The sequence below is a fragment of the Bradyrhizobium sp. JR4.3 genome (assembly GCF_040547695.1).
Classification (GTDB): domain Bacteria; phylum Pseudomonadota; class Alphaproteobacteria; order Rhizobiales; family Xanthobacteraceae; genus Bradyrhizobium; species Bradyrhizobium canariense.
Window position 1 is genome coordinate 13,119 of record NZ_JBEPQF010000036.1, and the last position, 15,251, is coordinate 28,369.

14 protein-coding genes are annotated in these 15,251 nt (G+C 65.2%); 7 read left to right on the top strand and 7 right to left on the bottom strand.

All coding sequences use genetic code 11. The features are described from left to right. Window positions 1-150: 150 nt before the first annotated feature. Together msrB and ABIB91_RS34785 are read right to left on the bottom strand one after the other, a co-directional pair. Window positions 151-663 (bottom strand): peptide-methionine (R)-S-oxide reductase MsrB, encoded by a 513-nt coding sequence (gene msrB, locus ABIB91_RS34780; protein ID WP_085357245.1) that lies wholly within the window; start codon window positions 661-663, stop codon window positions 151-153. Between the two features lie 85 nt (window positions 664-748). Beyond that, the gene (locus tag ABIB91_RS34785) at window positions 749-2,206 is read right to left on the bottom strand and encodes an NAD(P)/FAD-dependent oxidoreductase (RefSeq protein WP_354171316.1); all 1,458 of its coding nucleotides are present in this window, start codon (window positions 2,204-2,206) and stop codon (window positions 749-751) included. 209 nt (window positions 2,207-2,415) lie between these two features. On the opposite strand from ABIB91_RS34785, the gene ABIB91_RS34790 reads away from it, so the two are divergent. Both ABIB91_RS34790 and ABIB91_RS34795 read left to right on the top strand, forming a co-directional pair. Beyond that, window positions 2,416-2,949, top strand: coding sequence for a SixA phosphatase family protein (locus ABIB91_RS34790; RefSeq protein WP_354171314.1), 534 nt, complete (start codon window positions 2,416-2,418; stop codon window positions 2,947-2,949). Window positions 2,950-3,019: 70 nt separating this feature from the next. After that, window positions 3,020-3,445: a universal stress protein gene (locus tag ABIB91_RS34795; protein ID WP_354171312.1), complete on the top strand. Its 426-nt coding sequence runs from the start codon at window positions 3,020-3,022 to the stop codon at window positions 3,443-3,445. An 818-nt stretch (window positions 3,446-4,263) separates the two neighbouring features. Here the strand turns inward: ABIB91_RS34795 and ABIB91_RS34800 are convergent. Then, a complete protein-coding gene (locus ABIB91_RS34800) occupies window positions 4,264-4,497 on the bottom strand; it encodes a DUF1127 domain-containing protein (protein ID WP_354171310.1) in 234 nt (77 codons plus the stop codon). 184 nt (window positions 4,498-4,681) lie between these two features. Here ABIB91_RS34800 and ABIB91_RS34805 point away from each other — a divergent pair, with 184 nt between their 5' ends. Continuing rightward, window positions 4,682-6,025: an aminotransferase-like domain-containing protein gene (locus tag ABIB91_RS34805; protein ID WP_354171308.1), complete on the top strand. Its 1,344-nt coding sequence runs from the start codon at window positions 4,682-4,684 to the stop codon at window positions 6,023-6,025. A 79-nt stretch (window positions 6,026-6,104) separates the two neighbouring features. On the opposite strand, the gene ABIB91_RS34810 is transcribed toward ABIB91_RS34805, so the two are convergent. After that, the gene (locus ABIB91_RS34810; protein ID WP_354171306.1) at window positions 6,105-6,704 is read right to left on the bottom strand and encodes a YdcF family protein; all 600 of its coding nucleotides are present in this window, start codon (window positions 6,702-6,704) and stop codon (window positions 6,105-6,107) included. Between the two features lie 62 nt (window positions 6,705-6,766). Further along, window positions 6,767-7,354, bottom strand: a complete 588-nt coding sequence (locus ABIB91_RS34815; RefSeq protein WP_354171304.1) for a hypothetical protein — start codon at window positions 7,352-7,354, stop codon at window positions 6,767-6,769. A 78-nt stretch (window positions 7,355-7,432) separates the two neighbouring features. Between ABIB91_RS34815 and ABIB91_RS34820 the strand changes: the two genes are divergently transcribed. Next, the gene (locus ABIB91_RS34820; protein WP_027566871.1) at window positions 7,433-7,867 is read left to right on the top strand and encodes a hypothetical protein; all 435 of its coding nucleotides are present in this window, start codon (window positions 7,433-7,435) and stop codon (window positions 7,865-7,867) included. Window positions 7,868-7,881: 14 nt separating this feature from the next. On the opposite strand, the gene ABIB91_RS34825 is transcribed toward ABIB91_RS34820, so the two are convergent. Then, window positions 7,882-9,285: an MFS transporter gene (locus ABIB91_RS34825; protein WP_354171301.1), complete on the bottom strand. Its 1,404-nt coding sequence runs from the start codon at window positions 9,283-9,285 to the stop codon at window positions 7,882-7,884. A 153-nt stretch (window positions 9,286-9,438) separates the two neighbouring features. Continuing rightward, window positions 9,439-9,945 (bottom strand): YciE/YciF ferroxidase family protein, encoded by a 507-nt coding sequence (locus tag ABIB91_RS34830; protein WP_354171299.1) that lies wholly within the window; start codon window positions 9,943-9,945, stop codon window positions 9,439-9,441. A 416-nt stretch (window positions 9,946-10,361) separates the two neighbouring features. Here ABIB91_RS34830 and ABIB91_RS34835 point away from each other — a divergent pair, with 416 nt between their 5' ends. From ABIB91_RS34835 to ABIB91_RS34845, 3 genes are all read left to right on the top strand, one after another. Further along, window positions 10,362-11,444, top strand: a complete 1,083-nt coding sequence (locus ABIB91_RS34835; RefSeq protein WP_007612366.1) for a lysylphosphatidylglycerol synthase transmembrane domain-containing protein — start codon at window positions 10,362-10,364, stop codon at window positions 11,442-11,444. Between the two features lie 155 nt (window positions 11,445-11,599). Beyond that, entirely contained in the window at window positions 11,600-13,552 is a 1,953-nt protein-coding gene (locus ABIB91_RS34840) for an SGNH/GDSL hydrolase family protein (RefSeq protein ID WP_354171296.1), read from the top strand. Between the two features lie 272 nt (window positions 13,553-13,824). Continuing rightward, window positions 13,825-15,177, top strand: coding sequence for an MFS transporter (locus ABIB91_RS34845; RefSeq protein ID WP_354171294.1), 1,353 nt, complete (start codon window positions 13,825-13,827; stop codon window positions 15,175-15,177). Window positions 15,178-15,251 lie beyond the last annotated feature (74 nt).

A 15,251-nucleotide genomic window follows, 5' to 3' on the forward strand; every position in this document is an offset into this window, starting at 1 on the left:
GCCGGTCGACCATGGCCGCAGTCGGAGGAGACTGTCGCAAGGGCTATGCCAATGCGGGTTTTCTTATGAAATCAATCGTTTAACGAAAAAGCCCCGGTCTGATGACCGGGGCACAATTGCCGGGACCGGCAACAATTGCCGGGGCGAAACCTAAGTCGCGGACGCCGCCGCGGGGTGGAACACCAGCCCGAAACCGTCGATGCAGTAGCGCAATCCGGTCGGCTTGGGACCGTCGTCGAAGACGTGGCCGAGATGGCCGCCGCAGCGCCGGCAATGCACCTCGGTGCGGAGCATGCCAAAGGTGCGGTCCTCGGTCTTGCCGACATTGCCCTCGATCGGCTGGTAGAAGCTCGGCCACCCCGTGCCGCTCTCGAACTTGGTGTCGGAGGCGAACAGCGGCAGGTCGCAGCCGGCGCAGGCGAAGACGCCCTTGCGATGCTCCTTGAGCAGCGGGCTGGAGCCCGGTCGCTCGGTGCCTTCCTTGCGCAGGATCTCATATTGCTGCGGCGTGAGCTGGGCACGCCATTCGGCGTCCGTCTTCTCGATCTCGAATTTCTGCGCGGCTTTCTCTCCAGCCTCCGCGGGCGATGCTCTGAGCCAGCGGAATGCCGCAAGGCCGAACAGGCCGGCGACGGTCGTCAACAGGATGCGGCGGTCAAACATCTCATTCTCCATGCGGGAGCGTCTACGCCCTGAGATACGGGCTCTCACGGCCGACGTTACACTTCCGGGCGGAGTTTTTCTCACCTTATCGCGAGGCGCCGTCGTCCTGCGGGACCGGTTCCACCACTTCCGCCACAGGCTTCGGCGGTGAGGCCGGCCGGGGCCGAACCCCGGGCGGCGGACGGCGCGGACCCGTCCCGGCGGCCCGGTTGGCTTCGGCCAGCCGCGTCTCACGTTCCCGGTCCTTGACCCTGGCCCGCTCGCGATAGCGGGCAAGCGAGCCTGCGGCAGCGGAACTCGCCCTGCCCCAGATTCCGACCAGTTGGCCTGCAACCCGCCCCGTCGTTCCCCCGGCCCAGACCAGCTCGAACGGCGAGAACAGCTTCCAGCGCTCGTCGCCCCACAGAATGCTGCGGGCGATCATCTGCCCGGCCATGGCCGAGGTGTTCATGCCCTGGCGGCCGAAGCCGCTGGCCACCCACAGGCCTTTGCGCAACTGGCCGATCTGCGGCATGCCGTGCACGGTCTGGCCGGTGGCGCCGCCGAAGGTTTCGGTGATTTCGACATTGCCGAGTTGAGGGAAGATCGACCGGATCCGCCGCCTGACGGCGCCTGCAAAGCGTTGCGGGCGCGCCGCCCAGGTGGTCTCCGGACTTTCCCACATCAGGCGGTCGCCATCGACGATCCGGAAATGGTCGACGCCGTCGGAATCCATCACCGATCCCTTGAAGGCGACGATCTCGTGCACGCGCTCGCCGAGCGGCGCGGTGATGCCGGCATAGCGCCAGACCGGCAGCAGCGTCTCCGACAGGCGCCGCAACGGCGCACCGAGATGGATGTTGCCGGCGAGCACGATATGGGTGGCGCGCAGCCGCGCCGAGGGCGTGACGATCCGTTTGCGGATGCCGGAATGATCGATGCTGACGACCGGCGTATCCTCGAAGATACGGGCGCCTGCGCGCCGCGCCAGCGCCGCGAGGCCATGCACATATTTGCGGCCGTCGACCTGGAACGCCCTGGGATAGTAGACGCCGTGGAAGTAGTGATCGGTCTTGAGTGCCGCGCGGACGCGATCGACCTGCCAGCCCTCGGCCTCGGTGTCGAAATCCTCGTTCAGCATCTGCAAGCGGCTGATCAGCCGGTCGCCGGCATCGACATTGGAGACCTCCAGCACGCCGTCGCTCGGGCCGATCCCCGGCATGTTCTCTTCCGTGGCGTTGGCCCGGACGAACTCGGCGCCCTCTTTCGACAGCGTCCACAATTCCCGCGCGTCCTCGAAGCCGATCCGCTCGATCAGTTCGGCGAGCGGCAGCGCGAAGCCCGGCATCACAGTGCCGAGTTGATTGCCGGAAGCGTTCCAGCCGATGTGGCGGCCCTCGAGCACCGCGACGCTGGCCCCCAGCCGGGCCGCCTCCAGCGCGATGGACAGTCCGGCAAGCCCGGCCCCGATGACGCAGATATCGGCATCGAGGTCGAACGACAGCCGGGCCCGGTCGCGAAAGCCGGCTTCTTCCTGGGACACGCTTGTGAAAGTCTCGCTCATGTCGTTTTCTTAGAGCATGATCCGGAAAGGTGTGCAGCGGTTTTCCGAAAGGACCATGCTCCAAACAATAACCTAAAGCGCGATGACGATTCGCCCTAATCTCATCGCGCTTTAAAGGACCGAGCGGCCGCTTGTCACCTTGTCCTCAACCGGCGCCTGTAGATTATCCTCTCAGATTATCCTTGGACGCGTAACGATTCGAGAATGCCATGCGCCGTTTGCTGCTGCTGCGTCACGCCAAGACCGAGACCGACGCGCCGAGCGGCCGTGACCAGGACCGCCGGCTCGACGACCGCGGCCACAAGGATGCCGCCGAGATCGGCGACTGGATGGCCTCCCATCCCCCCTTTCCCGAGGCCGTACTGGTATCGCATGCCGTCCGGGCTCGGCAGACCTGGGACATTGCTTGGGAGACCATGAAGGACCGCGTCGCCGCGCCGCAGGTGGAGGTCCTGCCGGAACTCTATGCCGCCGATCCCGCCCAGATCCTGGAATCCATTCGCACTGCAACCATTCCGGCTGATCCGAGGCACTTGCTTCTGGTCGGCCACAATCCGGGCATGCACGAGATCGCCCTGATGCTGACGGGTGGCGGCGATCCGGCCGCCGCCAAGGCGCTCGCCGACAACCTGCCCACCGCGGGGCTTGCGATCTTCGACTTTGACGTCAAGGATTGGGGTGACGTGGCTTACCGCCGCGGCAAGCTGGCGCAGTTCGTCAGTCCAAAGCTGCTTCGAAGTTAAGGCTGCTTCGATCGGGTTGATCGCGCGACGTGCCGGCAAGACGTCCTGACTGAAAGATTTGGAGGCGCAGATGTTCAAGTCCATCCTCGTGCCCATCGACCTCGCCGACACCGACCTGGCCAAGCCGGCGATCGCGACCGCGGCAACGCTGTCGGAAACCTGGAACGGTGTGGTGCGCCTGCTCAACGTGCTGCCGATGACGCCGGTGATGCTGGCCGAATACGTGCCGGCCGATTTCGACGAACAGCAGCGCCAGACCTCGGAAGAAGCCCTCGCCATCGTCGCACGCGAGTCCGGCATCGAGCCATCCCGCATCTCCAGCGTGGTGCGCCAGGGCGGCATCTATCACGAGATCCTGGAGGAAGCCGTGCACATGAAGGCCGAGCTGATCGTGATGACCTCGCACCGGCCGGCGATGCGCACCTATTTCCTGGGCTCCAATGCCGGGCATGTCGTGCGCTACGCAAAATGCTCGGTGCTGGTGGTGAGGCACTGAGGGCTCTGTTCGTAGCCCGGATGGAGCGCAGCGCAATCCGGGGCCGCTGTGCCCGCATGGATGGAATCCCGGATTGCGCTGCGCTCCATCCGGGCTACAAGATATCGCGTTGCCCGTCGGGCAGAACACGCGAGCGATAGGTCAACGCGCGCCGCGAAAAACATTCCACTTTACCGAAATTCGGAAATCACGTATGTGTCGCGGCAACCCGGCCCAAGGAAGAGGGGCGTATCGCGATCGTCACGAACGCGGGCCGGGTGGCGGCGGACGCTGGGCCACACCGGCGCGAATGGCTTCGCAGGGCGGGCAACCGTGAGCGAAGGCGTCGCGCACACGACCGGTGTGATCCGCGTACGGCAAAACCGTGTCGTCCTGACGCCCGGGGTCTGTGCGTCAAGTCTTGTGGTGATGTGGCGGCCCGACCGGGTTCGCGCATCAGCGATCCATAAGGCGACGGGGGCAATAGTGCATCGCTCCCCGGGGAGAGCACGGCATAAGCCGTAAAACCGCTGCGCAGGGAAGGCCGGACGTTTTGGCTTCACCTGTATGCCGCTGTGCAAATTTCTTACTGCAATTTCGCACAGTGGACCGCGGGTGCCAGCCGGCGCCCGGTCTTCCCTGCGCCCTCTTTCATTTGAGGGCAAGGCGATGAAGCAAAGCTCGGGCGAAACAAGCCGCGAGGATGCGAAGGTGTGTCTACGGTGGAAGCGCGAGCTAAAGGAGCGACAGTGCTATCCACAAACGCCGTCGAAGCAGGTGTGCCTGAAAACTCAGTCTGGTGCCCCGGACGCAGCGCGTCCGGGACAAGAGCGAAACGCTTACAGATACCGCGTCAGTTCTGCTTTGGCCTGACCGTAGACCGCATCCTCGATCTGGCTGCGCGTGATGCCGATGTCGCGCAAGGCGCGGTCATCGAGGTCGTTCAGCGTCTTGACGGCGGAGCGGCGCTCCAGGGCGTCGAACAGCGCATAGGCGCCGTGGGCCAGCTTGCGGAAAAATCCGTCCGACGAGGAGCGTAAACTGCGCCCGGCGGTCTGCGAGATCGTGGTCATTGTCCTTCTCCGGCCTGTTGTCCACGCGGCGATGCGGATGCCGTTGGCGCAAGCGCCCGAGCGCCTGCACCTCATTTGCCGTCGGATTGCTCTCGCTCTCCTCGGCTCAATCGTGAAGCTTGATGGAACTTAAATGCTCCACTACACTACTCGGAGCAAGTGAAACATTGCTCTCGGTGCAATAATGTCCAAGTTCGAATACGTGAAGCTTGCCGATGCCATTGCTCTCGATATCTCTAACGGCACGTTAAGGCCGGGCGACCGGCTGCCGCCGCAGCGCAATTTTGCCTATGACCGTGGCATCGCGGTCTCGACCGCGAGCCGGGTTTATACGGAGTTGCTCCGCCGCGGTCTCGTCGTCGGCGAGGTCGGCCGCGGCACCTTCATCTCCGGCGACATCAGGCGCGAGGTCGAGGCGCTGAGCGAGCCGCGCGACGCGCGGATCGATTTCGAGGTCAATTACCCACTGCTGCCGCAGCAATGGGCGATGATCGCCAAGAGCCTTGCGGGCCTCGAGCGTGTCGACGCGCTCGAATCCGCGCTGCGCGTCTCCACCAGCACCGGCACCAAGAGCGCGCGCAATGCGGCCGCCGCCTATCTCGCGCGCAAGGATTTTGCACCGCAAGCCGAGCAGATCGTCTTCACCGCGAACGGCAAGCAGTCGCTCGCGGCCGCCCTCGCAGCCCTCGTTCCCACCGGCGGCCGCTGCGGCGTCGAGGCGCTGACCTATCCTTACGTCAAGAGCATCGCCGCGCGGCTCGGCGTGACGCTGGTCCCGATTCCGATCGACGAATTTGGCGCGCGCCCCGACGCCATCCAGAAGGCGCATCGCGAGGCGCATCTGTCGGCGCTGTATCTCCAGCCCATTATCCAGAACCCGCTCGGCGTCACCATGAACGCGACGCGGCGCGCCGACATCATGCGCGTCGCCGAGAAGCTCGATCTCACCATCATCGAGGACGCCGTCTATGGCTTCCTCGCCGACGACACGCCGCTGGCCGCGCTCGGACCCGACCGCTGCATCGTGATCGACAGCCTGTCCAAGAAGGTCGCGCCGGGCCTGGCGCTCGGCATCCTCGTCGCGCCGCCGCGATTGCGGGAGAGCGTGATGAGCGCGGTCCGCACCGGCGGCTGGATTGCGTCCGGTCATGCGCTGGCGTCCGGGCAGCGGCTGATGGCAGACGGCACCGTCGCCGAGCTGACGCGGCTGAAACGCATCGACGCCGCGCGCCGCCAGCAGACTGCGGCAAGGCTGCTCGCCGGTTACCAGCTCGCCGCCGATCCGCGCTCCTATCACCTCTGGCTCACGCTGCCGGCACACTGGCGCTCGCAGACTTTCGTCGCCGCAGCAGCCCGGCGCGGCATCGCGCTGACACCGTCCTCGACCTTCGCGATCGCCCATGGGCACGCACCGAACGCAGTGCGGCTGGCGCTCGCCCCGCCCACGTTCGAGCAGCTCGATTCCGGCCTGCGCACGATCGCATCGCTGCTCGGCACCAAGGAAGAGGATTTCGACTCGACGGAGTAGCTGAAGCGTCTTCGGGCGAAATGGATACCGGTTCGCGTCAGAAAACGTGTCAAACAAGAATGTGATGCCGTTCCCCCGCTCAGGCCTCCGGCCATTCCGCGATGAAGCCCTTCGCCTTGTAAGGCTCGATCTTGTCCCATTCGTGCAGCATGCGGCGGCAAAATTCGGGGTCGGTGTGCCAGAGCGGGCGCGGCGTCGCAAAGCTGTCGACCGTGAGCAGCATCTTCTCGACCTCCGGCCAGTGCCGGTGCAGCGTCATCGGATAACGCCGCGCGGTCCAGGTGTTGCCGAGGCAGATCACGCTGCGGACATTGTGCAGCCCGAGCGCCGCGTCAATGATCGGCAGCGAGAGGATCACGTTCTCGCCGGTGTTTTGGGCATGATGTTCCTCGAGAATTCGGTCAGCCGGAATGCCCGTCGCGACCATCGCCGCCTTGATGATCGTGCACTCGGATTGCTCCGAGCCGGCCGTCACGCCGCCGCTGACAATCGACCAGCGGAAATAGCCCTGGCGCCACAGTCGCCCCGCCGTATCGGCCCGCAGCGTGACGTCCTCCCGGGTGCCGAACATGAACAGGAGGTCCGCCGGCTGGAGTGGCGTATCGATCAGATGCGCACGGTTGATCTCGGAGATCTCATCCGCCGAAGGCCGACGCGTGCTGCGATCCAGGGTTGACATGGCGGCACGATGCGACACCGGCGCAACGGCGCGAAGTCACGTTTGATTGCGGCCCATTGCAGCTAGGGCAGCAACGCTCTCGGCAGCCGATCGAAGCTGTAGCTCCGCGGCTGGTTACGCCGCACGAAGCCGCCGATCTGCCAGGCGAACAGCGCAGCAAAGCCGATGATGAACAGCGCGCCGGCGAATTCGCCGATCGCAAGCGCGCGGACCAGGAGCGCCGTCATCGCCACCGCAAGCACCGCAAGAAAAGCCAGCATTATCACGTAGGTCCTGCGGCCAAGGCCCGCGATCAACTCGGCGCGGCTCCCGGCCTGCGCCATGCGCGCGTGCAAAGCGACGATGAAATTACGAAAGCCATTGTCCTGCGGCGCCATCAAGGCCGCGGTCTGCCAGCTCGTCGACAGGATCGCGATACGGCTGCCACTGGCATGGCTGACATCGGCGCGAAAGCGGTGCTGCTGCATCGAGACGGGGCGGAACGACAGCCGGATTGCACTGATCTCGTCGTAACGCCACAGGCCCGAACGGCCGCCGATGTGCCAGGACAGCCCCTCCTCCGTCAGCTCGAAGCGATGCGCCGAGCCGATCAGCGACGCCTTGTAGGCATAGCTCGCACCCGCAGCCGCCTCGGCTCCCGAATCCTGCATCTTCACAACGATCCAATCCGGGCGATCCAGTCTGCGATCCGCTTGCGTGAGCGCCCTGCCCCATCCTACAAGCGAGACATGGCTGAGACGATTTTTTTTCCGCGCCGCCTTATTCTCGGCGCCGCGGTGATCTCCGGCGTGCTGCTCGCGCTCGCCGTGCACATGCTGGGCGCGCGCTACGGGCTCGACCTCGGCGGCCTCTGGCACTCGGACACGCACGAGTTCATACCGGCGGGCGCGGCGATCGCCTGGTGGCTGATCGCCTCCGTCGGCTTCTCCGGCGGTTATTTCACGGCAACATTGATGCAGAGCGCCGTCTCGGGCCAGATCCCGCAACGGATGCGGCAATTCCTGATCGCGGTCGGCGTGCTGCTGCTTGCGGGTGCGGGCCAGGTGGCCTCGGCGCCGAGCCCGGTCCCGACGGTCTCGGGCGTGCTGGCCGGAATTGCCGCGCTGGGCCTCGGTGCCGTGATGGCGTTCTGCGGCGCGCATTTCGCATTGCGCCGCGGCTGATACCTGCGCACAGTTCATCCGCGCGACGGCGCGCCGATCCCGATCACGGCGGCAGCGAGTACGAGGACCGTGGCCGAGACCACCAGCGATGCGTGCAGGCCGGTCATGAAGGACCCCTCCGAGGCCACCAGCGATCCGAACAGCGCGACGCCGAGCACGCTGCCGGTCTGCCGTGTCGCGTTCAGGACGCCCGCCGCGATGCCGGAGCGTGCCTTCTCGACGCTGCCCAACAAGGTTGAGGTCAGCGGCGGCACCAGCAGCCCAAGTCCGCTGCTGATCGCGATCATCTGTGCAAAGATCGCCCAATAGCTCGTGCCGGCCTCGATCCAGAGCAGACCGACGCAACCGAGCGCCGAGACGCAGGCGCCGACGACGATGGTAGGGCACGGGCCGATGCGCTCGGCGAGACGCGGCGCCAGCAGATTGACCGGCAGCACCACAGCCATCATCGGCACGAAGGCGAGACCGGTCCACCACGCCGACAGGCCGTTGATCCTCTGGAAATACAGACTGAGCACGAAGATCAGCCCGTAGATCGCGACGTTCACGAGCAGGCCGACGAGCGCGGTCAGGCTGAACAGCCGGTGATCGAACAGGGACAGGGGCAGCATCGGCTGTACCGCGCGGCTCTCGCGCCAGACGAACAGCACCGCCAGGAGAGCGGCTGAAGCGAACGCCGCGAGCACAGCCGGATGCTGCCAGCCAAGCGCGCCCCCCTCAATGATCGCGCCGGCGAGCGCCCCCAGCGCACCAATCGCCGCGAGCTGGCCGGGCAGATCGATCTCGCGTGAGGGCGCGCGCGTGGTCTCGGTCGCATAGCGCCAGCTCAGCCAAAGTCCGATGAGGCCGATCGGAAGGTTGACGAGAAAGATCGCGCGCCAGCCGACCAGGGTGATCAGCGCGCCGCCGACGAAGGGGCCGGCAGTGAGCGCGAGGCTCGCACCGGCGGCCCAGATCGCAACGGCGCGGCCGCGCTCGCGGTCGTTCGGATAGGCATGATTGAGCAGGGCAAGAGAATTCGGCACCAGGATCGCCGCCGCCAGCCCCTGGACCAGCCGCGCCCCAATCAGCACGGTCGCATTGGGCGACAACGCACAGGCGAGCGAGGCCGCGGTGAAGATGGCGAAACCCGCCATGAAGACGCGCTTGGCGCCGATGCGGTCGCCGAGTGCGCCGGCCGTCAGGATGAAGGCGGCAAAGGCAATGGTGTAGGCGCTGACAACCCATTGCAGCTCGGCGACGCCGCCGCCGAGCGTCCTGCCCATCGCGTCGAGCGCGGTGTTGACGATGGTGACGTCAAGCTGCACCACGCCATAACCAAGGCTCATCGCGGCAAGGGTGAGGGACGTCGCAAGGCGGGAGCCGGAATGCGGCGCGCCGGCTTCGAAGGCTTCGTATCTGGCGGTGCTTACTCGCATGCTGCCATCTCGGTTGCAGCCCCATGCGAACGATACACGTCCCGCTCGCCGTCATGTTACGACAACGATCGAATGATGCATGCGTAATGGATGCGTAACGTGCGAGCGTCGCGCGGATGACCGCGCGACGCTCTATCCTGGCTAAGCCTGGCCTCAGCTTGCAGCGCGCAGATTCACCTTGCTCTCGGCGATCGTGGTCAGCTTCTTGTCGGTGGCCTTCTCCTCCTCGAGCGTCTTGGCGAGCATGCTGGCGCAGTCGTTGCGGCCGAGCTGCTTCGCCCAGGCGATCAGGCTGCCGTAGCGGACGATCTCGTAATGCTCCGCCGCCTGTGCCGCATTGATCAGCGCGGCGTCGAGCACCGCCTTGTCGGCGACTTCGCCGGCGGTCTCGTCGGCTTCCTCGATGATGCCGTCGATCGCGGGGCAATCGACCGCCTTCACCTGCGTACCGTGCATCTTGAACACTTCCTCGAGCCGCTTGACGTGCTCCCTGGTTTCTTCGAGGTGCGTCAAAAAGCCCTGCTTCAGCTGCGGATCGGTCGCCTTATCCGCCATTTTCGGCAGTGCCTTGGTGAGCTGCTGCTCGGCGTAATAGATGTCCTGGAGCTGATGCACGAACAGGTCGTTCATGGTTTTGATGTCTTTTGTGAACAATCCCATCGGTCCGATCCTCTCGGGTTGTGGGAACACAGAGGCACCGGCTTTCAGGAGAAGCCGGTTATTCCGCCATGTTCGATTGCTGATGCGGCACTAACCAGCGCACGGCATCGTCGTTCCAAAAAAGCCCGCATCCCTTGCGCTGGAACAATGCCGGCCGTGCAGGATCTGAAATCATGTCACGGACGGACGCGACCGGTCCCACGACTCATATGCTTAACGCGCGTCCGATGTGAACCGCGTATGACAAAGTGGCTGGTCCAAGACAGAACCTATCCTTGTCAAGGGCTGCACAAGTCACTGTTTTTGCCTTAAATGACCTACATCATGTCTAGCGATCCAAGCCCACATCGGGCACTGATCGCATCCGACCGGCCAATGTCTGGCCTGGTCGGTCTTGCCCCCCGCCGGGAGGATGAATGCACGGACTGCTGACCGCGCTGAAGCGCGGCTTCAAGAGATGGATCGGCTGGCGGCGACTCGGCGTTGCGGCGAGCGTCTTCATCATCGCGTTCGCGATCACCACGCTGGTGCGCACCCTCAAGGGCATCGACACCGGGGTCATCCTGACCGCGTTGACCGAGATCCCCCGCGGTAATATCGGGCTGGCGGCGATCTGCGTATGCTTCGCGTTCTGTACGCTGACCTTCTACGACTTTTTTGCACTGCGAACGATCGGCAAGAAGCACGTGCCCTATCGCATCGCAGCGCTCTCCAGCTTCACGTCCTACTCGATCGGCCACAATATCGGCGCCACAGTCTTCACCGGCGGCGCGATCCGCTTCCGGATCTATTCGGATTACGGGCTGAATGCGATCGACGTCGCCAAAATCTGCTTCCTGTCGGGCCTGACCTTCTGGCTCGGTAACATCTTCGTGCTCTCGATCGGCATGACCATCCATCCGGATGCCGCCTCCTACATGGATCAGCTGCCGTCGTCGATCAACCGGCTGATTGCGATCGGCGGCCTCGCCTCGATCGGCGCCTATCTGGTCTGGCTGTGCATGGGCGAGAAGCGCCGCGAGCTCGGCCAGAAGGGCTGGAAGGTGGTGCTGCCGTCAGCGCCGCTGACGCTGGTGCAGATCCTGATCGGCGTCGTCGATCTCGGATTCTGCGCGCTGGCGATGTACCTTCTGGTGCCGGCCACTCCGCAGATCGACTTCCTGTCGCTCTCCGTCGTGTTCATTTTGGCGACATTGCTCGGTTTCGCCAGCCACGCCCCCGGCTCGCTCGGCGTGTTCGACGCCGCCATGCTGGTGGCGCTGCCCGAATTCGGCCGCGAGCAGCTTCTGGCCACGCTCCTCGTCTTCCGCATCCTCTATTTCGTGATCCCGTTCGGTCTTGCCATCTCCATCATGGGCACACGCGAGCTCTGGATGAATGTGGTGGAGCCCTGGCAGGAGCGCCGACGGCTGGCGGAGGCCTGCGCGCAGGCCAACCTGCCCAAGCAGGTGGCAGCGATGGAGCGCGAGCGGTCGCTGCGGCAGGCCAGCAAACGCTGAGCATGATCCGGAAAAGTGCGAAGCGGTCTTCCGAAAAGATCATGCTCCAACGATAGTCCGCTAGACGACGGCCGGCAAAACCGTCAGACCAATGTTGCAGGCGGGAGAGCAGCTCTCTTATTTCCGCCTCAACTTTGCCGTTGAAGACGCGGGCCATGATCCCTGTATTCCTTCGCCGTTTCCTCGCCGGTGCCCTGCTGCTCGCCGGGCTCCTCACCGCCTTGCCGCCGGAGCGGGCGACCGCGCAGGACGCGGGCGCCATGCAGATCAGCTGGGAGGTGCGCAACCGCTTCCGGCTGTTCCGCGAGGAGCGCGACTTCCTGCTCCATGTCGAGAACGCGCGTAACCGCAGCATCCTCGCCGCCGAGCAATCGCTGGAGCTCCAGAGCGAGGGCCGCGGCTGGGCCCGCAACATGGTCAACCGGCTCTGCATCGACCTCCAGGGCCGGGTCAACCAGCCCTGCACCCGCGACAACACGAAGGAAAACTACCTCACTCCCCTCGACCATCCCGTCACTGTGCGCCTCGCCGGCGCGGTGCCGGTCGGCGCGACCTGCGCCTGGTCGTTCGACGACGGCGACGGGCCGCAACAATCCACCTTCGACTGCGCCGAGCCGGTCAATCTGCGGGTCCGTTACGGCAAGCAGACGGTCGCGAGCGTCGATGTCTCCTCCGGCTCCGATCCGACCCAGCGGGTCCAGACCGAGATCCAGGTCCGCGACATCTTCGTCGCTGGCCTCGGAGACAGCATCGCCTCGGGCGAAGGCAATCCGGACCGGCCGCTGGCGCTGTCGGACGAAGGTTTTTGCTTCCGCTCCTATCTCGGCACCGCCGGCGCGCAGTATTATCGGCCGAGCCGCGCCGGCTTCAAGGGCGGCCGCGCCTGCGAAGCGCCCGATACGCTTGCCAACTGGCAGCGCTACAGCGCGCTCTGGTTCAACTCGCCCTGCCACCGATCGCTCTACAGCTACCAGGCCCGCACCGCGCTGGCGCTCGCCGTACGCTACACCCACGTCGCCGTGACCTTTCTGCCGCTCGCCTGCACCGGCGCCAGCATCAGCGACGGGCTGCTCGGCTCGCAGCGCGCCCGCGAATGCCCGCCCGGCAAGACCGGCGTCTGCAACATCAGCGTGAACGCGCAGGTCGCCGAGCTGCGCGAGGCGCTGACCGCGGCCCGGAAACGCCAACCCGAGCGCACGCTCGACCTCGTGCTGCTCTCGGTCGGCGCCAACGACGTCTATTTCTCCGGCCTCGTCGCCGACGTGATCGTCGAGACCGCAACCGAGCGCGCGATATTCCGGCGCTCCGGGGTGATGGCGAGCGTCGATGATTCCCGCGATGCGCTGGCGCGCGAGCTGCCGCAGAATTTCGTCAAGCTGCGCGAAGCGCTGAAGCCGCTGGTCGGCGGCGACCTCTCGCATGTGGTCTACGTCTCCTACGCCAACCCGGCGCTCGCCGATGGCGGCGTGCCCTGCCGCGGCGGCCGCGCCGGCTTCGACATTCATCCGTCCTTCAACGCAGATCCGCAGCGCCTCGCCCGCGTGTCGACCTTCGTCGACACCGAATTCCTGCCGCAACTGAAGGGGCTCGCCACCTGCACGCGCGGCGCGCTGTGCCGCGATCCCGAGGCCGACCGCATGACCTTCGTGGATTCACATCAAGCCGCGTTCGCCGACCACGGCTTCTGCGCGCATTCGGGCAACGATCCCGAATTCGACCGCACCTGCTTTGCCGAGAACGGCCAGAGCTTCAATCCCGACATCGTGAGCGCGGCGGGCCAGCCGATGCTGTGCGGCCGCGGCGCCTCGGAATTCCGCGCCTATCTGCCGCGCGCGCGGTGGATCCGCGACGCCAATGACAGCTATTTCGCTGCGATGACCTATCCGCAAGGCTTGCCGGCAGCAAGCCAGCCGACCGACATCCATGACGCGACCTGGGGCGTGCTCTCCGCTGTCTATGGCGGCGCCGTGCATCCGAGCGCCGAAGGCCACGCCGCGATGGCGGACGCGGCGCTGCCGGCCGCAAGCGCCGTGCTGGGACTCGATGCGGCACCGCCGGGCGTGACACGCGGGCTGCTCGCGCCGCTACTGCCGGGCGCGCAGCAGTAGTAGCAAAAGCGGGCTCTCTCCACATCGTCATTGCGAGCGCAGCGAAGCAATCCAGAGTCTTTCCGCGGTGGAATTCTGGATTGCTTCGCTGCGCTCGCAATGACGAGATTGGGGCTCACGTCTCGGCACTCTCTCACAATCGTTCCTCCCCCTGCCGTTCCCATCCATCCAAAAACGGCATCGATCGATACTGCCTTGAACTTGGACACTTCGCCGCGCGCACCTCTAGGAGTCGCAGTGGGGAAACGTTTCGAGTTCTAAGGAGGCGCGTCATGAGCGAAGTGATGTCCGCAGCGGACGTGAGAAGGTCTCGCGTCAGACTGTTTATCGTGACCATGTTGTTCCTGGTCACGACCGTCAATTATGCCGATCGCGCCACGTTGTCGATCGCGGGCCCCGCGCTCTCCAAGGAGCTGCACCTCGATCCGGTCGCGATGGGCTACATCTTCTCGGCGTTCGGATGGTCCTATGTGATCGCGCAGGTGCCGGGCGGCTGGCTGCTTGACCGCTACGGCTCCCGCCTCGTCTATGCCTTCAGCATCATCGTCTGGTCGCTGTTCACGACGCTGCAGGGCTGGGTCGGATTCTTCAGCGCCGGCACCGCGATCGCCGTGCTGTTCGGCTTGCGCTTCCTCGTCGGCATCGCCGAAGCGCCGTCTTTCCCCGCCAATGCCCGCATCGTCGCGGCCTGGTTTCCGAGCAACGAGCGTGGCACCGCCTCTGCGTTCTTCAATTCCGGGCAGTATTTCGCCACCGTGATCTTCGCACCCTTGATGGGCTGGATCGCGCACGACTACGGCTGGCGCTACGTGTTCTTCGTGATGGGCGCGCTCGGAATCATCATGGGCCTGGTCTGGGTCAAGACCGTCTACGGGCCGAAAGAGCACCCCGGCATCAACGAGGCCGAATTCGACTACATCAAGGACGGCGGCGCGCTGGTCGATCTCGACGCGCCCAAAGACGATCTGAAGCAAGAGCGCGCGCCCGAGGCCGGCTCCGGGTGGGACCACATCCGCCAGCTGCTCTCCAACCGCATGATGCTCGGCGTCTATCTCGGCCAGTACTGCATCAACACGCTGACCTATTTCTTCCTGACCTGGTTCCCGGTCTACCTCGTCAAGGAGCGCGGCCTGTCGATCCTGCAAGCCGGCTTCGTCGCGACGCTGCCGGCGCTGTGCGGCTTCATCGGCGGCGTGCTTGGCGGCGTCATCTCCGACGCGATCCTGCGCAAGACCGGCTCGTTGACGATGGCGCGCAAGATCCCGATCGTCGGCGGCATGCTGCTGTCGATGTCGATCATCGCCTGCAACTATGTCGACGGCCAGGCGCTGGTGGTCGGCTTCATGGCGCTCGCCTTCTTCGGCAAGGGCATCGGCGCGCTCGGCTGGGCTGTCGTCTCCGACACCTCGCCGAAGGAAGCCGGCGGCGTCTCGGGCGGCCTGTTCAACACCTTCGGCAATCTCTCCTCGATCAGCACCCCGATCGTGATCGGCTACATCCTGGCCGCGACCGGCTCGTTCAACGGTGCGCTGATATTCGTCGGCGCCAATGCGTTGGTGGCCGCATTCGCCTATCTCGTGGTCGTGGGCAAGATCGAGCGCGTGGTGCTCAAACGTTCCTCCTGAGGGCTCCCATGGGAGCTTGACCAGGCAACTTAACGGCGGCTTCACGGCCGCCGTCTTTGTTTTGGGAGTAATCG